Origin of the sequence: Streptomyces mangrovi (assembly GCF_900114215.1) — a bacterium.
Taxonomy (GTDB): domain Bacteria; phylum Actinomycetota; class Actinomycetes; order Streptomycetales; family Streptomycetaceae; genus Streptomyces; species Streptomyces barkulensis.
Genome location: NZ_FOSG01000032.1, coordinates 1 through 23,200, shown reverse-complemented (window position 1 = coordinate 23,200; position 23,200 = coordinate 1). Strand labels below are relative to the sequence as shown.

Here is a 23,200-nt window from a genome sequence, read left to right as displayed (position 1 = left end):
GCCGGCGGTGTTCGACTACTCGCTCACCTCCACCGCTCCGTGGGCGCCGGCCTCGGCGCGGCGCATGTCGTGGTCGACGAACGGATAGCGGCCGGCCTCGGGGAACACCGCCTCGACGAAACCCCCCTGCGCGGTGGACAGGCCGAGCACCTGGGCGCCCCCGGGATCCTCCGGACGCAGCCGGTGGGCGCCCTCCTGATACACGGTGTCGAACACCGTGCCCACCACGTGGAAGGCGACCCCGCCACCCGGCCCCGCCGCCACCACCCAGAAACGGACCCGCTCCCCCGCCCGCGCCGTCAGAGGCTCCCGGGCGTACTGCCCGGCCACCCCGTTGAAGGCCCAGGCGTCCGGGGTGTTGGCGCGCATCCTCGCCACCCGGCCCTCACTGCCGACCGCGCCCAGATAGAGCTGGGAGGCCACCAGCAGATACTCCCGGTCGACCTCGGGCAGTTGCGGCGGGTCGACGATGACGGCCCCGTACATGCCGTTGGCGATGTGCTGGAGCATCGGCGCGGTGCCGCAGTGGTACAGCCACGCGCCCGCCCGCCCGGCGGTGAACCGGTAGACCAGCGACTCGCCCGGCTCGATGGTGCGCATCGGCCGGTCGGGGGCCAGCGCCCCGGCGTGGAAGTCGATGCTGTGGCCGATCGACCCGTCGTTGACCAGAGTGATCTCGAAGGTGTCGCCGACCCGGCCGCGCAGGGTGGGACCCGGCGCGGTGCCGCCGAAGGTCCACATCCGCTGCCGCACCCCGGGAGCGACCTCGATGTCCTTCTCCACCGTGCGCAGGGTCACCCGGTGGACGCGGCCCGGACCGGCCGGCGGCAGCCCGGCCGGCCGGGAGGCCCAGCCCGGCGAGAACTCCGCCGCCAGATCCGGCCCGGCCGCCCCGGCCGCCGGGGCGTGTTCCTCCTGTCCACCGCCGTCCTCGGCCGTGTCGCGGTCCCCGACCACGATGTCCATCGTCATCCCGGCCGCCCTGTGGCCCGGCAGGGTGCACCACGCCTGACGGCTCGCGGTGACCGTTCCGACGTCCAGACGGGCGCTCTCGCCCCGGCCGAGCATCGGGGTGGCCGGGCCGCCCTCCACCCGCAGGTCGTGGCGCTGGGCGTCTTCGTTGGTGACCTTCAGTCGCAGGGCGGTGCCCGCCGCGACCTCGATCCGGGCGGGGCGGACGCGCATGCCGGTGAGGGCGACGTCGACGGTGCGGGTCGCGGTGGCGGCGCCGCCTCCCGCGGGGGAAGCGGCGGCCGGCTCGCGGGTGTCCCCGCCGCCGTCGGTCATGAGCACGGTCAGGACGGCCAGAGCGGTCAGGACGGCCAGAGCGGCGGCCCCCGCGACCGTGCCCCGCACTGCGGGACGCCGCCCCGCGCGCTCCCTTCCCGCCTCCTGCGGCAGCACCCGGCCACCGCGGACGAGGACGGCCGCCGCCAGGGCCAGGAACGCGGCGCCGGGCAGGGCGACCAGCAGCACGCCGGCCGTCGCGGCCGGACCGGGCAGCGGAAACGCCGTCAGCGCGACACCGGCGTTGAGGGCCGCCAGCCGCACCGGCCAGCCACGCTCCAGCAACGCCCGCATCGCCGCCCGGTCCTTCGGATCGCCGCCGAGGACGACCGGCAGCAGATAGGTGAGCGCTCCGATCAGGATCTGCGCGGTGAAGCCGATCAGCAGCACCGGGAGGAGGGCGTCGATCCCGGTCTGTGCGTCCGCGAGCGGCCGGGCGGCCAGCCACACCAGGTCCGCCGCCACCGCGATCAGCAGCCAGCAGGTGGCCGCGGCGAGCATCCAGGCGGCCGCCGCGGAGACGGGCCTGCCGCCGCGTACGGTACGGACCAGGAGGGCCGCGGTGAGGACCGCTCCCCCGGCGTAGAGGGCGAGGCCGGCCGCGGCCGGCCAGCGCCGGCCGATTGCCAGGGCGGCGACCGCCACCAGCAACCCGCCGCCGGTGAGCCGCAGCACCCACCGCGAGACCTTCACGGTGCGGTCCTTCATCGGTACGCCCAGCACGGTCGGCCACAGCATGAACAGCGTGCCCAGGACCGGCAGCCCGATCCAGCCGAGCAGTGTGGCGTGGATGTGGGCCAGGCGCAGCCCGGCGTACCCGTCGGGCCCGCCGGCGCCGCCGGTGGCCAGCAGCCCGCCGAGGACGGCGCCGGCGATCAGGGCCGCCGTGGCCGCCTGGTAGTAGGCGGCGATCGGCTTGAGCCGCCCCCGGAGCGCGCCCCGCCCGAGGCGGACCAGCATCACCAGATGCGCGACGGCCGCGGCCACCAGCAGCGTGGCGGAGACGGCCGTCAGCACCGGCGAGGCGGCCCACACACCGGCGAGCAGTCCGGCCACGGCGAGGTTGGCGGCCCCGAGCCGGGCGGCGCTCCAGCGTGCGCTGGGCATCCCGGCGTGCAGCATGGCCACGGCGAAGTGCTCGCTCCAGACCAGGACGGCCGTGGTGGCGGCGCCGAGCAGGAACATGTGCACGGCCATCCAGCGGGCCGCCGGCAGCGGCTCCCGCACCGCGACCATGAGCAGGGCCGCTGCCAGCCACGCCACGATCAGGACGTGGGCGCGCAGATGACGGGCTGTCATCCCGGAGTTCCTGAACCTGTTCGGGTACCTGGCGGGCCCGTCCGCGCCGGCGGTCGCGTCGTCGGGTCCGGCGGGCCGGGCGCGCCCGGCCCCGGCGCCGGTCATGCCGCCCCTCGGCGCCCGGGGGGCTCCGTACCGCTGTTCCGGTCCGGCGCGCGCCCGGCCGTGTGCCCGCGGACCGGCCGGCCCCCGGCGCCGACGTCGCCGGACAGCAGCGCGGCCAGTTCCCGCCGGTGGGGGAAGGAGCCCGGGACGTACCCGCACCAGGGCTCCTCCGCATACGGATCGCCGGTGACGCCGTAGGCGCGTGACCGCGAACCGCCGCAGACCCGGCGGAACTCGCACGCTCCGCACCGGCCGCCCAGCCGGTCGGGGTCCCGCAGTCCGGTGAACAGCTCCGAGTCCCGGTAGATCTCCGTCAGCGGCGTCTCGCGGACGCTTCCGGCGGCCAGGGGGAGGAAACCGCTGGGGTGCACGGTGCCGGTGTGCGAGACGAAGACGAAGCCCCGGCCCGCGTTGACGTCCAGTGGCGGCCGCCGTACCCGGCGCGCTCCGGTGTCCAGGCCCAGCTCCGCGGCCCGCTCGCTCAACTCCCGGTAGAGCGGGCCCAGTCCGAGCACCGCCACATGGTCGTCGCCGGCGGCGGCGAGGACCTGGCGCTGCAGGGCGACCCGGCGGAAGTGGTGGGCCTCGGTGGTCTTGGCGGGCACGGTCAGGCCGACGTCGTACACGAAGTTCAGGACGTCCTCCGCCTCGTCGGCGGTCAGGGCTCCGAGGGTGCGGCCACGGCCCGTGGGCACCAGGAAGAAGGCGCTCCACAGCATCGCGCCGTGCTCGGCGACGAGGCGGACGATGCCGGGGAGATCGTGCAGGTTGTGCCGGGCGACGGTGGTGTTGATCTGTACCTTCATGCCGAGGGCGCGCGCTGTGTCCCAGGCGTCCAGGGTCCAGCCGAACACCCCGGGCACCCGGCGGAAGCCGTCGTGCAGTTCGGCGGTGGAGCCGTCCAGGCTGAGCGAGAGGCCGGCCGCGCCCGCCGCGTGCAGCTCGCGCAGCCGCTCCGCGGTGAGCGTCGGGGTACCGGACGGGGACACCGCCACCCGGACGCCGGCCTCCCGGCCGTATGCGACGAGTTCGGGGAGGTCGGGGCGCTGGAACGGATCGCCGCCGGTGATGACGAACAGCGGGGCGGGCTGCCCGAAGGCGGCCACCTGGCGCAGCAGGTCCTTGGCGGCGGCGGTGTCCAGCTCGCGCGGGTCGCGGCCGGGCACGGCCTCGGCGCGGCAGTGGAGGCAGGCCAGTGGGCAGGCCCTGGTCGACTCCCAGATGACGATGAAGGGCCGCTCCCCCGCGTCGTGCCGCTGCCGGCGGATGGCCCGGGCGGCGCTCACCGTCCGGCCCTCCCCAGCGCCCTGGGGCTGCGTCCGGCCGTCCTGGAGTCAGGGCAGACCAGGCGGGCGGCCGGACGGTGGCCGGGCCGGACCGTGCGCGGCAGCCACCGCGGGCGGCAGCGGTGGAAGCGGCCTCGGGAGCGGTCGACGTGGTCGTGCACGGGATACCTCCGGTTCGGTCGCCGTCAGCATCCACCGGCGGCGGTGGTCGGCGCGGCGGCCGATGGTCTTCACCCGTAGGGCCGACGGTCCCTCCTCACCGCGGGTGCGGCAGGGCCGGACGGGCCATCGCGGCGGCGTGCCGTGCGGTGGCGCGTCACGCCGCCGCGACGGGTCAGGGGTGCTCCGGTGAACGTTCCGCCAGCGCTGCGGCGGTGGCCACCAGCGCGGCTCCCAGGCCGGTCAGCGCGGCGCCCAGGCCCGTGACCAGGGTCGTGAGGTGCCATGCCTGGTAGGCGGACATCAGCGAGGCGCGCAGGGACTGGCCCGTGAACGCGGTCTGGCGCAGCTCCAGGAGTTTCTCGTCGTCGCCTCCGGCCGCGTACAGCTCCGCGGTGATCTCCGCGTAGGTACGGCCACCGGTGGTGTGGGCGAGGTTGCCCCTGATGAACTCGGCGTAGGCGTGCGCGTCGGGGCCGGTCTCCACGCGCCGGCCGGCGTGGGGGGCGAGTTCGGCCGGGAGCCCGCGTTCGGGGAAGGTGATCCTCTGGTCGGCCAGCTCGGCCCGGATCTCCTTCCTGCCGCCGCGTCCGCGCAGCACCATGACCGGCCCGGCGACTGCCAGGGCTGTGCCGACCGTCCCGAGCAGGGCGCCGGTCCGGCGGTGGGGTCTGTTCATGGCGGGTGTTCCTTCTTTCCTCGTGTGCCGTGGGTACGGGGGTGCGTGCGCCGGCGGCGCGTTGTCCGCGCGCCGTCCGGACGGCGGCGCCCCGGGGGGCCGTGGCGACGGTGAGCACGCTCGGGGCCGTGCCCCGGGCAGGCCGGGCCGCGCGGCCCGGCCGACGCGGGCCGGGCCGCGCCTACGGCGCCCGCCGCCGGGGCGGATGCCGCGTCCGGCCGCGGTGAGCGGCCGGACGCCCGACCGAACCGGGCGCCGCGCGCCGTACGCGCCGCACCCGCGGCAGCCGGGGGCAGGGGAACCGGCCGCCCGGCAAGCATGGAGCGCGGTCGTACAGATGGGCATCTGCGATCCGGTCGGTGCCCAGCATGCACGCCGGGCACGGTCGGCTCCCCCGCCGACCGGGCCCCGGTACGGGGGCCATTGGTCCCTGTCGAGGCCCGCCGGACGGGGCCGGAAGGCCGTCCGGCGGCTCCCGGCGGCTTCCGGCCCTGGAGCACGGTTCGAAGCGCGGTGCCGGGCGCCGCCCGGCCGACGGCCTTCCCCGCCGGACGCACGGCGTGCGGGCGACCGGGCCGGCGCGTTCAGGAGGATGCCCCGGAGGAGCCGTGGGGGCGGCCGAACAGGCTTGCCGGCGTCGTCGGCGAGGCGGCGTCGCGGACCGCGCGCAGACCGGGGTGGCGTTGCCTCAGCCGACGTTCCAGGCGCTGGTGCAGCGTGAACCACGATGCGGGGCAGCCGTGGCAGGCGCCGCCGAGGCGGACGGTGACGACGCCGTCGCGCACACCGACGAGCTCGATGCGGCCGCCGTGGGAGCGGGCGAAGTCACCCACCTGTCCGGCGATGACCGCGCGTGCCGTGTCGTACAGCCGTGCGTCGTCGTCGCGGGGGGCACCGCCGGTGGCCGGGATCCATCCGGCGGGATCGCCGAGGGCGGCGTGCAGCGCGCTGCGGACCCTGGGCCCCTCCCGGGCCCAGGTACGGTCCGCGCCGAGGCGGGTGACGACCGCCTCGCCTTCCAGTTCGATCCGTGTGAGGGTGCCGTCGGTCAGCAGCGTGGCCAGCGGTTCGGGCACCTCGGCGAGCGGGCCGGTGCCGGTGAGGGTTCCGGCTGGGACGATCCAGCGCAGCCGGTCGGCCCGGCCGGGGATCCGCTGGGGGTGCAGGGGGACCACGGCCGGCTTCACCCGCCCAGCAGGCCGGTGACCGTCCGGGCCAGGTAGGCCATCAGCCAGGCCAGCACGGTCAGGTAGGCGAAGGCGGTCGCCGGCCATCTCCAGGTGCCGGTCTCCCGGCGCAGGACCGCGACGGTGGCCATGCACTGCAGCGCGTAGACGAAGTAGACCAGCAGTGCGGCGACGGTGGGCGCGGTGAACACCGGCTGCCCGGCGCGGTCCCCGCCGGAGTGGGTCATGGCCCGCAGGGCCTGTTCCGGCTGTTCGGGATCCTCGGCGGCGGCGACCTGGCCGAGGGTGGCGACGAAGGTCTCGCGGGCGGCCTGGGCGGACAGTATGCCGACGTTGACGCGCCAGTCGAAGCCCAGCGGTTCGAAGACGGGGGCCACGGCCCGGCCCAGGCCGGCGGCGTAGCTGTGGTCGGCGGTGTAGGCGGACACGGCCGTGGTGTCGGCGGTGTCGTCGCCGGCGGCGCGCAGTTGCCCGGTCGTGTGCACCGGCAGGTTCAGCAGCAGCCACAGCACGACGCTGGTGGCGACGATGACGGTCGAGCACTTGCGCAGGAAGGCGCGTGCGGAGGACCACATCGCCACCAGTACCGCGCGCGGGGCGGGCAGCCGGTAGGGCGGCAGTTCCATGAAGAACGGCACCGGCCGGCTGTGGCGGTCCCCGAGACTCTTGAACACCCAGGCGGCCAGCATCGCGGAGACGGCGCCGAGCAGGTAGAGGCCGAACATGACCAGGCCCTGCGCGCCGAACGGGCCGACGCGCGCGGACGGGTCGACCAGCAGACCGATGAGCAGCACGTAGACCGGCAGCCGGGCCGAGCAGGTCATCAGCGGCGCGGCCATCATCGTGGCCAGGCGGTCCCTGGCCGAGGGCAGGGTGCGGGTGGCCATGATGCCGGGGATCGCGCAGGCGAACGACGACAGCAGCGCCACGAAGGCCCGGCCCTCCAGACCGAAGCGGGCCATCACCCGGTCCATCAGGAACGCCGCCCGCGCCATGTACCCCACTCCCTCCAGCAGGGCCAGGAGCAGGAACAGCAGCATGATCTGCGGGACGAACACCAGCACGCCGCCGACCCCGCCGATGAGGGCGTCCCCCAGGAACCCGGACAGCCACGGGTTGCCGACGTGGGCGTCCACGCGGCCCGACAGCCACGCGAACAGCTCCTCCACCCTGTCCTGCAGCGGGGCGGCCAGGGTGAAGACGGTCTGGAAGAACAGCGCCATCACCGCGAAGAACACCGCCGTGCCCCACACCGGGTGGAGCAGTACCGCGTCGGCGCGTTGGGTGATCCGGTGGCGCTCGGGAGGCCGGTAGCCGGCGTAGGCCAGGACCGACTCCGCCCAGGCGTCCCGCTCCGCCGGCTCCGTGGGCGGTGCCACGGCCGGGACCGGCCAGGTGCGCCAGGTGGTGAGCTGTTCGCGCAGCCGCGCGGCGCCCACCGCGCGGTGGCCGATCACGGGCAGTACCGGCACGCCGAGCGCCTCGGCGAGCGCCTCGGTGTCCAGGCGGCCCTGGCGGCGGGCCAGTTCGTCGGTGAAGGTGACCACCACACAGGCCGGCAGTTCGCGGGCCAGGACCTGGGCGGCGAATCCGAGGGAGCGCTCCAGCGCGGTTGCGTCCACCACGATCAGCAGCGCGTCCGGCCGCCGTGCGCCCTCCAGCCGGCCGTCCAGCACATCGACGGTGATCCGCTCGTCCGGGCTGACCGGTTCCAGGCCGTAGGTGCCCGGCAGGTCCTCGATCACATGCCGGTGCCGGCCCGTCCGGGAGGTCCCGACGAACCGGGACACCGTCACCCCGGGGTAGTTGCCGGTCTTGGCGCGCAGGCCCGTCAGGCCGTTGAAGACGCTGGTCTTGCCCGAGTTGGGGGCGCCGACCAGGGCTATCCGCGGTGCCCCGGGCGGGGCCGCCGGGTCCGTGCCGTCCCCGGTGTGGCATCCCGTGCTCACCGTGCCGCCTCCCCGACGCGCACGCACACGGCCTGCGCACGGCGCAGGCACACCTCACAGCCCTTGATCCGGTAGAGGACCGGATCACGCAGCGGGGCCCGGCGCACCACCTCCACGACCGCGCCCGGGGTGAATCCGAGGTCGTGCAGCCGGCGGACGACCGCCGGCTCGCCGTCGGCGAGGACCCCGGTCACCACGGCGCTGGTACCGGGTGCCAGATCCGCCAGGGAGAGCGGCGGGGAGCCGATGGCCGTGGTCCCCGGACCGCCTGCTTCGCCGAACACCCCGTCCGTGCCCTTCACGCGCACCTCCACCACCTCGCGCCGGGCGGGTGTGCCCGGCAGCCGATCACCGCCAATGGTGAGGTTAGGCTTACCTGTCCGGGGAGGGCCCGGGTCCTGTGGCCCTGGGGCGGGGGCCGTTCGGCCTCATCGGCCCGGACCACACGGGCCTTGCGGCCCACACCGCGGTGGGCCGTCCCGGCACCTCCGGTGGAGAACTGCCGGACGTCGGTATCGGCGTCGGCGTCGGCGTCGGTATCGACGAGCGGGCCGACAGCGGGTGCACCACCGCGGCCGGGCCCGCCCTGACGGGGCCGGGGCGCGCTCCGCAGCGGCCCGGGGAGCGCGTCGAGGTGGCCGGGTGAGCCTTGGAGGCCGCGGATGTCGACCATCGCGTCACCACCGCGGTCCGGCTCAGGCGGACCGGTGGCGTCGCGCAGGTACGTCCGTCGGCCACATCCGTCGGTCTGTGCCCGCCTTCGGGGCGATGGCGGTCAGGAGGAGCAGCCGTTCCTCCGGGCGGGAGAGGGGGAGGCCCCCTGCGCCCGGCGTGCCATGGCGGCCAGGAGGCAGGCCAGCAGGCAGCGGGTGGCCGGATGGTCCACCGCCCGGCGCAGGTCGGAGGCCGTCGGGGGGATCCTCACTCCGTCTCCCCCTTCCGCTCGGGGCCGGGCGCCGCGGTGAGGTGGTCGCGGAGCTGATCGTCGGTGGGCTCGACGAGGACGGTGCCGTCGGGCAGGACGAGGGTGGGGACGCGGCGGGTCCCGCGCTGCAGGCGGTAGACGGCCTTGGCGGCTTTCTTGTCGGTGTCGATGTCGTGGTAGCGGTAGGCGGCGCCGGCGCCGGCGAGCCGGGCCAGGACCTCTTTCACCTGTGGGCACCAGTCGGTGCCGTAGACCTCGATCTGCTGCATCAGGAGCCTCCGGGGCAGGGGCGCCGCCGGGCACGGGGTCTTCCGTGTCCGGCGGCGCCGGCGGTCGGTTCGGACAGGGACGGTGCGTCAGCGGGCCTCCGCCGTACGGGGCTTGTCCCGCTCGGATCCGGCGGGCTCGGCGGCCGCCTCGGGCGCGGGTGCGGGGCGCAGGGTGAACCAGGCGATGACGGCTCCGGCCGCGGCGATGGCGGCGGCTCCCAGGAAGGCCGCGGAGAAGCCGTCCGTGAGGGCGGCCGTGTCGCCCAGCTCCTGTGCGCCGCGGGAGGCGGCCACCGCGGTCATGGCCGCCAGGCCGAGGGCGGAGCCCACCTGGTAGCTGGTGTTGACGATGCCGGAGGCCAGGCCGCCCTCCTCGGGGCGGGCGCTGGAGACGGCGGTGCCCAGCGAGGGGATGAACGCCAGCGACATACCGCCCGCCGCCACCAGCGAGGCGGGCAGCACGTCCGCCCAGAAGGTGCCGTCGGGGCGGACCAGAGACAGCCAGAACATACCGGCCGCGAGCACCAGCATTCCCGCGACGACCAGCGGGTTGGGCCCGAAGCGGGCGATCAGCCGGGGCGCCAGCACGATCATCATGACCATGATGGCGACCGTCATCGGCAGCAGCGCCGATCCCGCGGCGAACTCCCCCAGCCCCAGCACCTGCTGGAGGTAGAGGTTGAGGAAGAACCACATGGGGATCCAGGCGGCGGCCAGCAGCAGCTGGGCGATGTTGGCGGCGGCCAGGTTGGGGGCGCGCCAGATCCGGAGGGGCATCAGCGGCTCCCTGCGGCGCGCCTGGAGTGCGACGAAGGCGACCAGCAGCAGGGCCCCCGCACCCAGCACCAGCCAGGTCCGCGCCGCGCCCCAGCCGGTCTCGGGAGCCCGGACGATGGCGTAGACGGCGACGGCCAGTCCCGCGGTGACGGCGGTCGCGCCCAGGAGGTCGACGGAGCCGCGGCGGGGCGGGGCGGAGGGCATCAGCGAGGGTGTGAGGGCCAGCACCAGCGCGGCGATGGGGATGTTGACGTAGAACACCCACGGCCAGCTGGCGTACTCGGTCAGGACGCCGCCGAGGAAGACGCCCGCGGTGCCGCCCGCCGGGGCCGCGGCCCCGTACAGGGCGAACGCCTTGGTGAGCTCCTTGGGGTTGCCGCCGAAGAGCATCATCAGCAGGGTCAGCGCGGCCGGGGCGATCAGAGCGGCGCCGGCGCCCTGCACGGCGCGGCCGGCCAGCTCGACCCACACCTCGCCGGCCAGGCCGGCGATCAGCGAGCCGGCGGCCAGTACGGCCCACCCGGCACTGAAGACGCGCTTGGCTCCGAGCAGGTCCGACAGGCGGCCGCCGAGCAGCAGCAGCCCGCCGAAGGCGATGACGTAGGCGTTGAAGACCCAGGAGAGGTTCTCCTGGGAGAAGCCCAGATCGGTCTGCATCTGCGGCAGGGCCACCCCGATGATCGAGGTGTCCATGATCACCATGAACTGGGCCAGCGCGATCAGCCCGAGCGCCTTCCAGCGCCGGGGACTGGGTGAGGGCGGGGCAGAGGACATCACATACTCCTATACGGGAGGGGGGTATGTATCCGAGCACCGAAAAGGTACCCCCTAGGGGTATGCGTTGGCCAGTCCGATCGCGGAAAAGTCCCTCCCAGGGGATGCGAACGGATGAAGAAGCGCCCCCTGGGCGCGCCCGTGCCCGGCAGGGCGGCGGATCCCCGCTCCGGGGCGCCCGCTGCGGCATGGGCCCGCCGTCCTCTACGCCGCCGAGCCGTCCCGGCCGTCCCGGCCGCCCCCTTGCGGCGGCCTCACCGTACGAGGGCGTCGGAGAGGGCGCCGAGCCCCCATCCCGCGCCGGCGCCGAGCACCAAAGTGACCGACGCGGCGGCCACCGCCGTGCCCGCCGCCCAGCGCCCGGGCTCGGCGGCGACCGCCGCCGCCTCCCGCCGTCGCCCGTTCCCTCCGGACGGCCCGGCGTCCTGCGGGGGCCGGCCTGGGCCGCGAATCGACAGGACCGGCGCGATCCAGCGCAGGTAGTAGAAGAGGCTGGCGACGGTGTTGACGGCGGCGACGACGGCCAGCCAGGCCATGCCCCCGTCCCAGGTGGCGGAGAAGACCGTCAGCTTGCCCATGAACACCGCCGTGGGCGGGGTGCCCACCAGGCCCAGGAGGCAGACGGTGAGCGCGGCGGCCAGCAGGGGCCGGCGCCTTCCCAGACCGCGGTACGCCTCCAGGGTGCGCGAGGTGGGCAGCGCGGCGGCCACGGCGAACGCGCCGAGGTTGGTGACGGCGTAGGCCGCGAGGTAGAGCAGCAGGGAGCGCAGGGCTTCGGCGCGCCCCGCGACGGCGACCGCCATCAGCAGATAGCCGGCCTGGCTGACGGTGGAGTAGCCCAGCAGCCGCAGCGGGTCCCTCTGGGCGAAGGCCGCCAGGTTGCCCAGCGTCATGGTCGCCACCGCCAGAACGGCCAGCAGCACCCGCCACTGCAGGACCTGTTCGGGCAGGACGGTGAGCACCCGGTACAGGGCGACCAGCGCGCCGATCTTGGGAACCGTGGTGAGGAACGCGGCGGCCGGCACCGTCGCCCCCGACGCGGCGTCGGGCACCCAGAAGTGGGCGGGGACGGCACCGGCCTTGAACAGCGGGCCGGCCAGCAGCGCCACCGTCCCCACCGCGAGTGCCGCCCTGGGCGCGCCGGGGAGCCCGTCGGCCAGGGCCGCGTAGTCGGTGGCGCCGCCCAGCCCGTACAGGACGGCGGTGCCCAGCAGCATGGTGATGCCCAGCAGCACACCGAGCAGGTAGAGCTTGAGGGCGGCCTCGGCGCCGCGCGCGTCGCGCCCCCAGCCGGCCAGTGCGTACAGGGGGATGGAGGCCAGCAGATAGGCGACGGCCAGCAGCAGCAGATCGGACGCGCCCGCCAGGAGCACGGCGCCGAGCGAGCCGAGCAGCACCAGGACGCAGAACTCGGTCTCGCGCCGGTCGCCGCGCACCCGCCCCGAGGCCAGTGCCAGGACGGTCAGGGCCGCGGCGGGGACGATGACGCGGACCGCGTCGGTGGCGCCGTCCAGCGCGTAGGTGCCGGCGTAGACGGTGCGGTCGTCCCCGGGCGCGAGGACCACCGCGGCGGCCAGGGAGGCCGCGAGCGCGGCGGCGGCCCCGGCGCGGGCGGCCCACTGGCGACGGCGCGGCAGGAAGGAGCCGGCCAGCAGTGCGGCGACGGCGCCGAGCAGCAGCAGGATCTCCGGGAGGAGGGCCAGCGGTTCCTTGTGCATGTCAGTCACCGTCGCCTTCCCGGAGCGCCCTGCCCGAGGATCCCGCCCGCTCCACGCCGCTCACCGGGAGACCAGGTCGACGACCGTGCGGGCGGCGGGCTCGACCGTGTCCAGCAGCCACCGGGGCAGGACGCCGATGAGCAGGGACAGCGCCAGCAGCGGTGCCACGGACAGCAGTTCGGCCGGGCGCAGGTCCGCGCCGACCGGCCTCGGTTCGCGCCGGGCCCCCAGGAGGAGCCGGTGCAGCGCCCACAGGAACAGCCCGGCGGTGACCAGGATGCCCAGCAGCGCCAGGGCGGTGGCCACCGGTACGGCCCCCAGGCTCCCGGCGAAGATCTGGAACTCGGCGACGAAACCGCTGAAGCCGGGCAGCCCCAGGCCCGCGAAGGCCGCGACGGCCGTCAGCGCGGCGAACCGCGGCATGGGTCCGGCCAGCCCGCCCCAGGCGTCCATCTCATAGGTGCCGCCGCGTTCCATCAGCACTCCGGCCAGCAGGAACAGGGCCCCGGTGATCAGTCCGTGGCTGACCATCTGGACCACCGCCCCGGTCACGGCGGTGGAGCGGGCGGCCTCGTCGGCGTCGGCGACCATCCCGGCCGCGCCCAGGGCCAGCAGGATGTAGCCCATGTGGTTGACGCTGGTGTAGGCGACCATTCGTTTGAAGTCGCTCTGCGCCAGGGCGACCAGGGCGCCGTAGAGGACGGAGACGACGCCGACGGCGACGAAGACCATGGCGTGGGCGCGCCAGTCCTCCGGCAGGATCGGCATGGCGATGCGCACGAAGCCGTAGGTGCCCATCTTCAGCAGGACCGCGGCCAGTACGGCCGACCCGGCGGCGGGCGCGTCGGTGTGGGCCGGGGGCAGCCAGGTGTGGAAGGGGAAGGTGGGGGTCTTGACGGCCAGTCCGACCGCGATGGCCAGCAGCACCAGCGGGCCCGCCGCGCCGCCGCCCTCCAGCGGCGGGTCGGCGGCCAGTTCGGTGATGTCGAAGGTGTGCGGGTCGGAGGCCGTGTACAGACCGATGAAGCCCAGCAGCAGCGCGAGGGAGCCGACGAAGGTGTAGAGGAAGAACTTCAGCGCCGAGCGGGCGGCCTGCTCCCCGTGCCCCCAGCCGGCGATGACGAGGTACATGCCGACGATGGACAGGTCGAAGAAGAGGAAGAACAGGATCAGGTCCAGGGCGGCGAACAGGCCCAGGCAGGTGGTCTCAAGGGCCAGGAAGAGGGCGGCGAAGCGGCGGATGCCGTGTCGTGCGTGGCGGCCCCGCAGCGAGTACACCGCGCAGGCGAGGAAGACGGTGGCGGTCAGGGCGAGCAGCGGCAGGGACAGCCCGTCGACGCCGATGTGGTAGCCCGCGCCCGCACCGGGGATCCACGGCCGGTCGGTCTCATGGCCGATGCCCGGGCCGTCGTAGGTGGCCCACAGCACGGCCACCAGGCCCAGTTCCGCTCCCGAGACCGCCACCCACAGCCACCGCACGGCCGCGTCGGGCAGGCCGCGCCGGGCCGACAGGACCAGGGCGGCGGCCAGCGGCAGGAAGACGGTCAGCGAGAGCATGCTCACCCCAGCAGCAGGAGCAGGACGGCGGCCGCGGTCAGCAGGACCAGGGCCTGGGCGTAGTACTGGTGGAGCTGTCCGGTCTGCGGGCGGCGCGCCAGCTCGCCCAGGTACCGGACGCCGTCGGCGACGCCCCGGACGGCCCGGTCCACCCCCGAGCGGTCGGCGGCCGCCGCCCACGAGGCCAGGCGCCGCACCCCCGCGGCGGTCCCCGTGGCGGCGCGGTCCAGCACGCTGTCGTCGAACCGGGCCAGGGTGCGGGCGGCGGCCAGCGCGGGGCGTACGGCGACGGTGTGCGCGGCCGTCTCCAGGTACAGCCAGGCGCGGGCCCAGGCCGGCTCCGGCAGCCTGGGCGCCGAGGCGGCCGCGAAGGCGGTCGCGGCCAGGGCGAGCACGGCGGTGGCGACCATGGTGGCCGCGCCGGCCGAGGGCTCGCCGGGCGCCCCGACCGCCCGCTTCAGCTCTCCGGCCAGTGGCGGCAGTGCCAGGGCGCCGAGCACGGCGGCTCCGGCGGCGAGGAGGGCCAGGGGCGCGGTCCGAAGCGGGCCGGAGATCCCTCCCCCCGGTTTCCGTCCGGCCGTGGCGGGCGGTTCGGGGCCCGGTCCCAGCAGCAGGCCGATCGCCTTGCCCGCGTACAGGGCCGACAGGACGGCGGCGGCCAGCACCACCCCGTACAGGGCCGGGGAGTCCGCCGCGGCCAGGATCTCGTCCTTGGTGGCCCACAGAGACAGCGGCGGCACCCCGGCCAGGGCGAGCGCGCCCACCGCGAACGGCAGACCGGTCGCCCGGTCCCGGCGGGCGGCCCCGCGCAGTTCCCGCAGGCCGTCGGTGCCCAGTGCCGCCAGCCAGGCCCCGGCGGCCAGGAAGAGCAGTGACTTGACGGCCGCGTGGGCGACGAGGTGGGCGGTTCCGCCCGCGACGCTCCCGGCTCCGGCGGCCAGCACGACGAAGCCGAGCTGGGCGGCGGTGGACGCGGCCAGGAGCTGTTTGAGGTCCCGCTGGGCCAGGGCGACCGCGCCCAGGGCGAGCGCGGTGAGCGCACCGCCCCAGGCGGCGGCGCCGGACGCCCAGCCGGCGGACTCCAGCAGCGGGCGCAGCCGCAGCAGCAGATAGCCGCCCATGGCCACCATGGCGGCCGAGTGGAGCAGGGCGCTGACCGGGCTCGGGCCGAGCATCGCCCTGGACAGCCAGAAGGAGAAGGGCAGTTGGGCGGCCTTGCCGAAGGCGGCCAGCAGCACCCCGGCGGCGGCCAGGTGCGGCCAGGCGCCGTCCAGGCCTGCCAGGGCGTCCAGGGCGAGCCGGTCACCGGCGCCGGTTCCCCCGGCCGGGGCCGCGAGGGCGGCGCCCGCCGCCAGGTACAGCCCGAGATCGCCCGCGCGGGTGGTGAGGAAGGCGGTCGTCCCGGCCGCCGCGGGGGCGTCCTCGCGCCAGCGGAAGGCGATCAGCGCGTAGGAGGTGGCGCCCATCACCTCCCAGGCCAGCAGCAGGGCGGTCAGGGTGGTGGCGGTGGCGGTGACCAGGACGGCGGCGGTGAACAGCAGCATCAGGCCGAAGAAGCGGGGCCGCTCGGCGCGGATGCCGCCCGCGGCGAAGACCAGCACGAGCAGACCGACCGCCGCCACCGTCACGACCACCGCGGCCGACAGCCCGTCCACCGCCAGCTCCAGCGGCCCGCCCGCCACGAAACCGGCCCGTGCGGTGGGCCGGACGAGGGCGGCGGCGACCGCCAGGGCGAGGGTGACCGCCGCGACGGCCACCGCGACGGCGGGCGCGGCACGGCCTGTGCCGCCGGGCCGGTCGTACGTCCCGGCGGTGCGGCGTCCGCCGCCGGACAGGGCGAGGACGCCTCCGGCCGCGGCGGGCAGCAGCACCAGGGACCACAGCAGCGCGCTCGGCCCGCTCACCGTTTCAGCTCCGCGGCCATGTCGGTCATATCGGCGTCCCTCGCGCGGAACAGCAGTGTCACCACGGCGAAGCCCATGGCCATGTCGACGGTCATGGCCGCGATGACCACCAGCACCAGGACCTGTCCGTCCGGGGCCGCCGGGGCGAGGAAGTACCAGAAGGCGGCCGCCGCCACGATGACGCCGTTGACCATCAGTTCCAGGCCCATCATCACCATCACCACGGACTGCTGGCTCAGCGCCCCGTACACCCCGACGGCGAACAGGGCCGAGGCCAGCAGCAGGAACAGTTCCAGCGTCATGCGGCGTCCTCCTGCGGTGAGGAGGCGGCGTGTGTGCCGTGGCCGGCGTGGTCGGTATGGCCGGCATGCGCGTCTTGGCCGCCGCCGTGGCCGCCGTGCGGGCCGCGGCCCTCGCGGTGCCCGTCCTGCGCGCCCTCGTCGTCGCCGTACCGGCCGCGGGAGACGGCCAGGACGAGGGCCGACACGATGGTGGTGAACAGCACCGCGCCGACACCGGTCATCACCAGCATCTTCGAGCCCATGATCGCCTCGCCCGCCGCCCGGGTCGGATCGGCGGGCGTGGTGCCGCGCCGCTCCGGCCACGGGACGAGCAGCGCGACAGCGCCCAGGGCCAGGAAGACCCCGCCGGAGATGACCGCCGCTCCGCGCTTGTTGTGCAGCATCGACATCGGCATGAGACCGGCCGGGTTCATCATGAACATGACCATGAAGACGGCCATGATCGCCATCTCCATGACCATCATCAGGATCGTCACCACACCGAGATAGGCCAGGTCCAGCAGCAGCAGCGAGGTACCGGCGGCGACGAACGACAGGGCCAGGGCGTAGGTGGCCCGGGCCATGGAGTCCACCGTGAACACCGCGGCACCCGACGCGACGGCCACCACGGCCGGCACACAGAACAGCGCGGTCTGCACCTCACCTCACCCCTTCGCCACCACGACGGCGGACACCACCAGGACCTGCAGCAGCACCGCCGGAAGCGCCACCAGCCAGCCGATCCGCACGATCCGCTCGGGGCTCAGCACCGGCAGCCGGCGCCGAAGCACCACCAGCAGCGCGAGAACGGCCAGCGTCTTGATCAGCGACCACAGCCAGCCCGGCAGCCACGGCCCCGCGCCGCCGCCCAGGAACAGCGCGACCGCCATCCCCGACCCGGCCGCCGGCAGCGCGTACCGCCCGGCCAGCAGCAGCAGCCGGTCCACCCCGGCCGCCTCCGCCAGCACTCCCCCGGCCGCGTCACGGCCCACCGGGGAGGAGAACGGCCCCCACATGCCGAAGGCGGCCACAGCCCCCAGGAACACCACGAACGCCACCGGCATCCACACCGCGAACCACAGCCCCCGCTGGGCCTGGACCACCTCGCCCACGTTCAGGCTCCGCGCCGCCACCGCAGGCGCGGTCAGCGCGAACATCAGCGGCAGCTCGTAGCCGAGCGCCTGGGCGACGAACCGGTAGCCGCCGACCAGCGGATACACGCTGTTCGGCCCCCAGCCCGCCAGCCACACCACCGCCCAGAGGGTGACGTCCACCGCGTTGAACCAGACGATGCCCACCGGCAGGTCGGCCACCACCGTCCCGCCCACGGGCACCACCGCCGCCATCAGCAGGGCCGCCACCAACGGACCCGCCGTGCCGATCCGCCACAGCAGCCGGTCCGGCGCCACCGTGGTCCGGCCGCGCTGCCGCATCAGCCGCGCCGACTCGGCCAGCGGACGGGACCACCTCCGGCCGCGCGCCGCCGCTGCGGTTCCGCCGCCTCCGCCGGTCCCCGTCGTGCCGAGGAGGGCGTCGAGCACGGCGGCGGCCAGCGCCATCGCCAGCAGCACCCCGGCCGCGGGCACCACCGCCCACACCGGCGCTCCGGTGACGGTCACCGCTCACCACCCCCGCCGCTGCCGTGCTCACCGTGGCCGTGCTCACTGTTGCCGTGCTCACTGTTGCCGTGCTCACTGTTGCCGTGGTGATCCCGGTGCGAGCCCTCCCCCGTCTCCTCGCCCCGCGCCTCGTCCTCGGCCTCCCCGTGCTCCGGCCTGTGCTCCGGCCCGGCCAGCTCGTCCGGGTCGGGGTCGAGGCTCGCCACCAGCAGCCGGGCGGCGAACAGCTCCAGACCCGGCATCAGCTCGACGGCCGCGTCCAGCAGGCCGCGCGAGGGCGGGGAGCCGTCCGGGGCCCGGTGGCCGCGCGGGCCTCCGCCGGGCGCCTGCCCGCCGGCCAGCGCCTCGTCCGTCTCCACCAGCCACCGCAGCCACCGCGCGGTCGCGTCATGGGGCGGCCGGGCCCGTACGGCGGGACCGCTCACACCCAGCCGTACCGCGTCGGCCGGGGTGAGCACACCGATGCCGTCCGTCGCCCACCGCAGCATGCGCGAGCGCTCCACCCGCCGCCGCCACGGTCCGAAGTCCGTGCGGACCGCCTCCGCCGGCTCGCCCGCGAGCAGCCGGTCGCGCAGTCGGCGGGCCCCGGCCGCGGCGTCCTCCCGTTCGGCCAGGGTGAGCAGCCTTCCCAGCGAGTCCAGATGGCAGGCGGCCGTACGGGCCCCGGGAGGCACGGGGTGATCGCCGTCGGCCTGCCAGAACGGCGGACCGACCGGCCCCGCGGAGGGGAGCGCCCGGCCCCCGGCCCGCTGTACGACGTCCCCCTGCAGGACGGTGTCGACGACCAGACCGGCGGGCCAGCCGGGCAGCACCGGCCCCAGCGGTACGTGCAGCACGTCCAGTTTCAGGCCGTCGCGGTCCTCGGCACGGTCGGCCATCATCAGTCCGCCGGGCATCCGCATCCCGCCGTGGCCACCGTGGTCTCCGTGGCCGCCACCGTCACCGCCCCCGTGCCCGCCGTGGCCTTCGTGACCACCCTCGTGACCACCGCCCCTGTGCCCGCCGTGGCCCTCCTCTCCCCCGCTCCTCCCCCACTCGTCGTCCCGCCGCGCGGCCTCCGCCTCCTGCCCCGGGCCGGTGAGCGCGGGCAGGAGGCCGCGCAGTACCGCCCCGGCGTCCCGGGGCCGCGACACCTCCCCCCGCACGCGCGGTTCCGGCATCTGTCCCCACACCGTGTCGACGGCGGCCCGCATCTCCTCGGACGGTTCTCCCGCCACGAGCAGGACGTCCGCCTCCGCGGGCGAGCCGGCCGGACGGCCGCCGAGCCCGGCCACGGCCGCCTCCGCCGCCAGCCGTACGGCCGTGGCCCCGGGACAGGCCACCAGCAGGACGCGAGGGCTGCGGGCGGCCGGTGCGGCCAGGCGCTCCGACAGGTTCCGCAGAGCGGTGCTCAGGCCCATCGCAGGGCCCCCTCGCGCCAGGCGTACACCACGCCGCACATCAGCAGGCCGAGGAAGACGAACATCTCCACCACCGCCGCCGTCCCGACCTCCGCGACGACGACCGCCCAGGGATACATGAAGAGCATCTCGACGTCGAAGGCGAGGAACAGCAGCGTCAGCGCGTACCAGCGGGCGTGGAAACGCGACAGCGCGTGCTCGTCGGGAGTGTTCCCGGAGAGGAAGGGCGCGGCAAGCAGCGGCTCCCCCCGGACGGCCGTCAGCCGGTGGAGCAGGCGCAGCGCGGCGACCGCACCGGCCGCGAACAGCAGCATCGCCCCCAGGTCCAGGAACTCGCGCATGTTCTCCTCGCCCAACGTCCGTCCGGAGTCGTCCGCCCCGGCTCGCACGGGGCGTCCGCACGCCGGTACCCCGCAAGGAGTGATTCATTCCGTACGGCGACCGCTCCGGCCGGGCCGGAATCCGGAGAGCGGATCACCGCCCCGGTCAGGATTTGGCGGGTGGGCCGGAGGAGTGCAGGACGGCCAGACGGCCCCGGTACTCCTCCTCGTCGATCTCGCCGCGGGCGAACCGCTCGGCCAGAAGCCGCTCGGCGGAGGACACCCCGGGCGTGCCGGGCCCCTGGGGTGCGCGGGGGCTCTGCCGGGGGCGGTCCAGGGCGCGGAAGAGCAGGACCGCCGCGGTGATGACCAGCACCCAGAACAGGATCATGCCGGCCGACATCGCGAACCACTCCCAGCCGCTGACACCGTGGCCGTTCCAGAACATCATCGTCCGCCACCTCCCGGGCCGGCCGACGCGGTCATCGCGTCCGCTCCGGCGTTCCGCCTACTGCCAGGATGCCTCCGCGCCGACCGCGGCACAGGGGCCGACGGTCCCGGCCGCCGTACCCGGTCGGCCCAGGACCGGACCACAGGCGACGAGCAGCGGCAGCAGCATGGTCGCGAAGGATCCGGCGGCGACGCCCGGCCGCGTCACGCGGTGCGGCCCCGCTCCGGGGAAGAGGAGCCGGTACAGGCGGACCACCGCGCCGGATCCTCCCGCACCGAAGGCCGCCCGGGGCGTCCGGCCCGCCGCCACCCGGTGAGCGGCCGCCCGCGGCCGGCGGCACCGGTTCAGTGCTGGTGTGCGCCGTCGTCGTGGCCCGCGTCCTTGCCGCCCTTCTCCTCTGCGGCCTTCGCCGTGCCGTCGGCGGCGACGGTGAAGGCGGCGGTACGGACCTTCCCGTCGTGCTTGAAGTCCAGGAAGAGGCGGTAGGAGCCGCTGCTGGGGGCGGTGGTGGCGAAGGAGACGGTGGGTCCGGGTTCGGTGGCGCCGTCGCCGGGCTCACCGTTCGGGTGGACGTGGAGGTAGGCGAGGTCGCCGGCGCGCAGGGCGACCAGATGGCCGTAGGCGCCGAGGTAGGGCTGGAGGTCGGTGACGGGGCGGCCGTCCTTGGCGACCTTCAGATCGAGGGTTCCGGTCGCGCCGGGGCGCAGGGAGCCGTCGAGGGTGACGGTGTAGCCGTCGACGGTGGCGGTGCGGGAGGGCTCGGGGAGCTTCTTCGGCTCGTACTCGCCGACGGCGGCGAGGTCGGCGCCCAGGGTGAGGGGCTTCGCGCCCTCGGCGGCCGGGACGAAGTCGGCGAAGACGCGGTAGTCGCCGGCGGCGGGGAGGTCCACCGGGACGCTCCAGGAACCGTCGGCCGCCCGCTTCGGGTGCAGATGGCGGTAGACCGCCAGGTCTCGCGAGGCGAGGATCAGATGGAGCTGCTTGCCGTGCTCGGTGCGGTAGGAGGTGAGCGGCCGTCCGTCCTCGCCCCGGACGGTGAGGCCCAGCTCCGTCTCCTCGCCCGCCTTCACCCGCGAGGTGTCCAGGTCCAGGGTGTAGCCGCCCTCGGAGATCTGCAGGCCGCCGGCCCGCGCCTCCCCGTGGCCGCTCCCCTCTCCCCCGCGCCCCGGCGCGGCGTCCCCGTGCCCCGCGTCCGCCCCGTGGCCGGCGTGCGCCGCGGGGGCGGGTTCGGTGGAGACGGGGTCCACGGCGTTCCCCACGCCGTACGCGGCCCCGAACGCGGCCGCGAGCGCGGCGGTGAACGCGGTGATCTTCAGCGCGGTGTTCATGGTGCTCTCACCCTCCTTGGACGTGCCCTGCCCTAACAGGGCTCGACACGGAAGCATATACCCCCGAGGGGTATGCGCAAGCAGGCGGAGAGGACTTGCCAAACATAGGGGCGGGGGGTATACATGACGACACCAGGGATACCCCCCTGGGGTATGAACGAGATCTCCCGGAGGAACACCATGTCGTCCTGCTGCACCCCTGACGGAAGCTGCTCGACCACCGCCACCCAGACCGCCACCGCCGAGGGCACCGCAACGGTCTACGCGGTCGCCGGCATGACCTGCGGCCACTGCAAGGCCACCCTCACCAAGGTCATCGGCGAGCTGGACGGCGTACTGGACGTCGAGGTCGACGTCGCGGCCGGCCGGGTCACCGTCACCACCGCCGGCGCGCCCGACGACGCCCGGATCGCCGAGGTCGTCGACGAGGCCGGATACGAGCTCACCGGCCGGGCCGCCTGACCCGTCCTCTCCACGCGCCTCCCCCGTGCCGGGCCCCCTGTCCGGCGGGCCCGGCACCCGTCCCTCCCGCCCGGCGGGGACGAGGAGCGCGACCGCGGCCGGTGAGATCACCGGCCGCGAACTCCCGGCCGAGCCGCCCGGCCTCTCTTCCGCACCCGCACCACACCCAGCACCTGTCACTTCTGCCCGAGGAGCAGTGATGACCACCACCGCCAGCGAAGCAGCTGAGGTCGAACTCGCCATCGGCGGCATGACCTGCGCCTCCTGCGCCGCCCGTATCGAGAAGAAGCTCAACCGCATGGACGGTGTGAGCGCCACCGTCAACTACGCCACCGAGAAGGCCAAGGTCGCCTTCGGCGAGGGCGTCGGCGTGGAGGATCTGATCGCCACCGTCGAGGCCACCGGCTACACCGCCACGCCCCCCGCCCCCGAGCGCAAGGCGGCCGGCGGGGACTCCGGCGAGGCGGCCCCCGCCGCGGAAGAGGGGGACGAGCTGCGGCCGCTGCGGCAGCGTCTGGCCACCGCCGTGATCCTGGCCGTGCCCGTCATCGCGCTGGCCATGGTCCCGGCCTGGCAGTTCACCTACTGGCAGTGGCTGTCGCTGACCCTGGCCGCCCCGGTGATCACCTACGCCGCCTGGCCCTTCCACAAGGCGGCCTTCACCAACGCCCGGCACGGCGCGGCCACCATGGACACCCTGATCTCGGTGGGCACCTCGGCCGCTTTCCTCTGGTCCCTGTGGGCGCTGTTCTTCGGCACCGCCGGAACGCCCGGCATGACCCACCCCTTCGAGCTGACCATCGCCCGGACCGACGGCGCCGCCAACATCTATCTGGAGGCCGCCGCCGGAGTGACCGCCTTCATCCTGGCCGGCCGCTACTTCGAGGCCCGCTCCAAGCGCAAGGCCGGCGCCGCCCTGCGCGCCCTGCTGGAGCTGGGCGCCAAGGAGGTCACCGTGCTGCGGGGAGGGCGCGAGGAGCTCGTCCCCGTGGCCGAGCTGGCCGTCGGGGACCGCTTCCTGGTCCGCCCCGGCGAGAAGGTCGCCACCGACGGCACCGTGGTCGAGGGCTCCTCGGCCGTGGACGCCTCGATGCTGACCGGCGAGTCCGTCCCCGTCGAGGTCGGTGTGGGCGACGCGGTCACCGGCGCGACCCTCAACGCCGGCGGCCGGCTGGTCGTCGAGGCCACCCGTGTCGGCTCCGACACCCAGCTCGCCCGGATGGCCAAGCTGGTGGAGGACGCCCAGAGCGGCAAGGCCGAGGTGCAGCGGCTGGCCGACCGGGTCTCGGCCGTCTTCGTGCCGGTGGTGCTGCTGATCTCGCTGGGCACCCTGGGCTTCTGGCTCGGCACCGGGGGGGGGTGGGCCGCGGCCTTCACCGCGGCCGTCGCCGTCCTGATCATCGCCTGCCCCTGCGCCCTGGGCCTGGCCACCCCCACCGCCCTGATGGTCGGCACCGGACGCGG

General features: G+C 75.3%; 23 protein-coding genes. 3 read left to right on the top strand and 20 right to left on the bottom strand.

Going from position 1 to position 23,200, the window contains the following annotated elements:
* Nucleotides 1-15: 15 nt before the first annotated feature.
* The 6 genes from BM237_RS27430 to BM237_RS27405 form a co-directional block, all read right to left on the bottom strand.
* Nucleotides 16-2,586 (bottom strand): multicopper oxidase domain-containing protein, encoded by a 2,571-nt coding sequence (locus BM237_RS27430; RefSeq protein ID WP_093852463.1) that lies wholly within the window; start codon nt 2,584-2,586, stop codon nt 16-18.
* Between the two features lie 101 nt (nt 2,587-2,687).
* Complete coding sequence (locus BM237_RS27425) at nt 2,688-3,977, bottom strand: TIGR04053 family radical SAM/SPASM domain-containing protein (RefSeq protein WP_217655939.1); 1,290 nt, start codon at nt 3,975-3,977, stop codon at nt 2,688-2,690.
* 334 nt (nt 3,978-4,311) lie between these two features.
* Complete coding sequence (locus BM237_RS27420; RefSeq protein WP_093852440.1) at nt 4,312-4,815, bottom strand: hypothetical protein; 504 nt, start codon at nt 4,813-4,815, stop codon at nt 4,312-4,314.
* A 584-nt stretch (nt 4,816-5,399) separates the two neighbouring features.
* Entirely contained in the window at nt 5,400-5,990 is a 591-nt protein-coding gene (locus BM237_RS27415; protein ID WP_093852461.1) for a NifU family protein, read from the bottom strand.
* A gap of 8 nt (nt 5,991-5,998) precedes the next feature.
* Nucleotides 5,999-7,951, bottom strand: coding sequence for a ferrous iron transporter B (gene feoB, locus BM237_RS27410; protein WP_093852439.1), 1,953 nt, complete (start codon nt 7,949-7,951; stop codon nt 5,999-6,001).
* Nucleotides 7,948-8,253: a FeoA family protein gene (locus BM237_RS27405; protein ID WP_217655938.1), complete on the bottom strand. Its 306-nt coding sequence runs from the start codon at nt 8,251-8,253 to the stop codon at nt 7,948-7,950. Before BM237_RS27405 ends, feoB begins: the two co-directional genes overlap by 4 nt.
* A 98-nt stretch (nt 8,254-8,351) precedes the next feature.
* On the opposite strand from BM237_RS27405, the gene BM237_RS27400 reads away from it, so the two are divergent.
* Nucleotides 8,352-8,597 (top strand): hypothetical protein, encoded by a 246-nt coding sequence (locus tag BM237_RS27400; RefSeq protein WP_093852438.1) that lies wholly within the window; start codon nt 8,352-8,354, stop codon nt 8,595-8,597.
* A 129-nt stretch (nt 8,598-8,726) separates the two neighbouring features.
* Here BM237_RS27400 and BM237_RS29475 read toward each other — a convergent pair whose 3' ends face one another.
* The 14 genes from BM237_RS29475 to BM237_RS27335 form a co-directional block, all read right to left on the bottom strand.
* The gene (locus BM237_RS29475) at nt 8,727-8,876 is read right to left on the bottom strand and encodes a hypothetical protein (protein ID WP_175541157.1); all 150 of its coding nucleotides are present in this window, start codon (nt 8,874-8,876) and stop codon (nt 8,727-8,729) included.
* Nucleotides 8,873-9,145, bottom strand: coding sequence for a glutaredoxin family protein (locus tag BM237_RS27395; protein ID WP_093852437.1), 273 nt, complete (start codon nt 9,143-9,145; stop codon nt 8,873-8,875). Before BM237_RS27395 ends, BM237_RS29475 begins: the two co-directional genes overlap by 4 nt.
* A gap of 87 nt (nt 9,146-9,232) precedes the next feature.
* Nucleotides 9,233-10,696: an MFS transporter gene (locus BM237_RS27390; protein ID WP_093852436.1), complete on the bottom strand. Its 1,464-nt coding sequence runs from the start codon at nt 10,694-10,696 to the stop codon at nt 9,233-9,235.
* 254 nt (nt 10,697-10,950) lie between these two features.
* Nucleotides 10,951-12,414: an NADH-quinone oxidoreductase subunit N gene (locus BM237_RS27385; RefSeq protein ID WP_093852435.1), complete on the bottom strand. Its 1,464-nt coding sequence runs from the start codon at nt 12,412-12,414 to the stop codon at nt 10,951-10,953.
* A gap of 60 nt (nt 12,415-12,474) precedes the next feature.
* Nucleotides 12,475-13,971, bottom strand: coding sequence for a complex I subunit 4 family protein (locus BM237_RS27380; protein ID WP_093852434.1), 1,497 nt, complete (start codon nt 13,969-13,971; stop codon nt 12,475-12,477).
* A gap of 2 nt (nt 13,972-13,973) precedes the next feature.
* Complete coding sequence (locus tag BM237_RS27375; RefSeq protein ID WP_093852433.1) at nt 13,974-15,875, bottom strand: proton-conducting transporter transmembrane domain-containing protein; 1,902 nt, start codon at nt 15,873-15,875, stop codon at nt 13,974-13,976.
* Entirely contained in the window at nt 15,872-16,177 is a 306-nt protein-coding gene (locus BM237_RS27370) for an NADH-quinone oxidoreductase subunit NuoK (RefSeq protein ID WP_093852432.1), read from the bottom strand. The genes BM237_RS27375 and BM237_RS27370 overlap by 4 nt, the downstream gene beginning before the upstream one ends.
* The gene (locus tag BM237_RS27365) at nt 16,174-16,815 is read right to left on the bottom strand and encodes an NADH-quinone oxidoreductase subunit J (protein ID WP_245794079.1); all 642 of its coding nucleotides are present in this window, start codon (nt 16,813-16,815) and stop codon (nt 16,174-16,176) included. The genes BM237_RS27370 and BM237_RS27365 overlap by 4 nt, the downstream gene beginning before the upstream one ends.
* A 6-nt stretch (nt 16,816-16,821) precedes the next feature.
* Nucleotides 16,822-17,775: a complex I subunit 1 family protein gene (locus tag BM237_RS27360; RefSeq protein WP_245794078.1), complete on the bottom strand. Its 954-nt coding sequence runs from the start codon at nt 17,773-17,775 to the stop codon at nt 16,822-16,824.
* A complete protein-coding gene (locus BM237_RS27355) occupies nt 17,772-19,175 on the bottom strand; it encodes a hypothetical protein (RefSeq protein ID WP_175541156.1) in 1,404 nt (467 codons plus the stop codon). The genes BM237_RS27360 and BM237_RS27355 overlap by 4 nt, the downstream gene beginning before the upstream one ends.
* Nucleotides 19,166-19,516, bottom strand: coding sequence for an NADH-quinone oxidoreductase subunit A (locus BM237_RS27350; protein WP_425443747.1), 351 nt, complete (start codon nt 19,514-19,516; stop codon nt 19,166-19,168). The genes BM237_RS27355 and BM237_RS27350 overlap by 10 nt, the downstream gene beginning before the upstream one ends.
* A 145-nt stretch (nt 19,517-19,661) precedes the next feature.
* Nucleotides 19,662-19,946 (bottom strand): SHOCT domain-containing protein, encoded by a 285-nt coding sequence (locus BM237_RS27345; RefSeq protein ID WP_093852431.1) that lies wholly within the window; start codon nt 19,944-19,946, stop codon nt 19,662-19,664.
* Nucleotides 19,947-20,003: 57 nt separating this feature from the next.
* A complete protein-coding gene (locus tag BM237_RS29470) occupies nt 20,004-20,201 on the bottom strand; it encodes a hypothetical protein (protein ID WP_175541155.1) in 198 nt (65 codons plus the stop codon).
* An 89-nt stretch (nt 20,202-20,290) separates the two neighbouring features.
* Entirely contained in the window at nt 20,291-21,274 is a 984-nt protein-coding gene (locus BM237_RS27335; protein WP_093852429.1) for a DUF8832 domain-containing protein, read from the bottom strand.
* 180 nt (nt 21,275-21,454) lie between these two features.
* On the opposite strand from BM237_RS27335, the gene BM237_RS27330 reads away from it, so the two are divergent.
* Together BM237_RS27330 and BM237_RS27325 are read left to right on the top strand one after the other, a co-directional pair.
* Nucleotides 21,455-21,736, top strand: coding sequence for a heavy-metal-associated domain-containing protein (locus BM237_RS27330; protein ID WP_093852456.1), 282 nt, complete (start codon nt 21,455-21,457; stop codon nt 21,734-21,736).
* A gap of 199 nt (nt 21,737-21,935) precedes the next feature.
* Nucleotides 21,936-23,200 (top strand): heavy metal translocating P-type ATPase (locus BM237_RS27325; RefSeq protein ID WP_175541154.1); only part of this gene is annotated, 1,265 nt, incomplete at its 3' end.

Bases quoted from the DNA above. Each gene is read 5' to 3' on its own strand.
- BM237_RS27370 (WP_093852432.1), bottom strand. From the start codon at position 16,177: ATGACGCTGGAACTGTTCCTGCTGCTGGCCTCGGCCCTGTTCGCCGTC.
- BM237_RS27395 (WP_093852437.1), bottom strand. From the start codon at position 9,145: ATGCAGCAGATCGAGGTCTACGGCACCGACTGGTGCCCACAGGTGAAA.
- BM237_RS27430 (WP_093852463.1), bottom strand. From the start codon at position 2,586: ATGACAGCCCGTCATCTGCGCGCCCACGTCCTGATCGTGGCGTGGCTG.
- BM237_RS27355 (WP_175541156.1), bottom strand. From the start codon at position 19,175: ATGGGCCTGAGCACCGCTCTGCGGAACCTGTCGGAGCGCCTGGCCGCA.
- BM237_RS27330 (WP_093852456.1), top strand. From the start codon at position 21,455: ATGTCGTCCTGCTGCACCCCTGACGGAAGCTGCTCGACCACCGCCACC.
- BM237_RS27345 (WP_093852431.1), bottom strand. From the start codon at position 19,946: ATGATGTTCTGGAACGGCCACGGTGTCAGCGGCTGGGAGTGGTTCGCG.
- BM237_RS27420 (WP_093852440.1), bottom strand. From the start codon at position 4,815: ATGAACAGACCCCACCGCCGGACCGGCGCCCTGCTCGGGACGGTCGGC.
- BM237_RS27390 (WP_093852436.1), bottom strand. From the start codon at position 10,696: ATGTCCTCTGCCCCGCCCTCACCCAGTCCCCGGCGCTGGAAGGCGCTC.
- BM237_RS27380 (WP_093852434.1), bottom strand. From the start codon at position 13,971: ATGCTCTCGCTGACCGTCTTCCTGCCGCTGGCCGCCGCCCTGGTCCTG.
- BM237_RS27385 (WP_093852435.1), bottom strand. From the start codon at position 12,414: ATGCACAAGGAACCGCTGGCCCTCCTCCCGGAGATCCTGCTGCTGCTC.
- BM237_RS27335 (WP_093852429.1), bottom strand. From the start codon at position 21,274: ATGAACACCGCGCTGAAGATCACCGCGTTCACCGCCGCGCTCGCGGCC.
- BM237_RS27350 (WP_425443747.1), bottom strand. From the start codon at position 19,516: ATGCGCGAGTTCCTGGACCTGGGGGCGATGCTGCTGTTCGCGGCCGGT.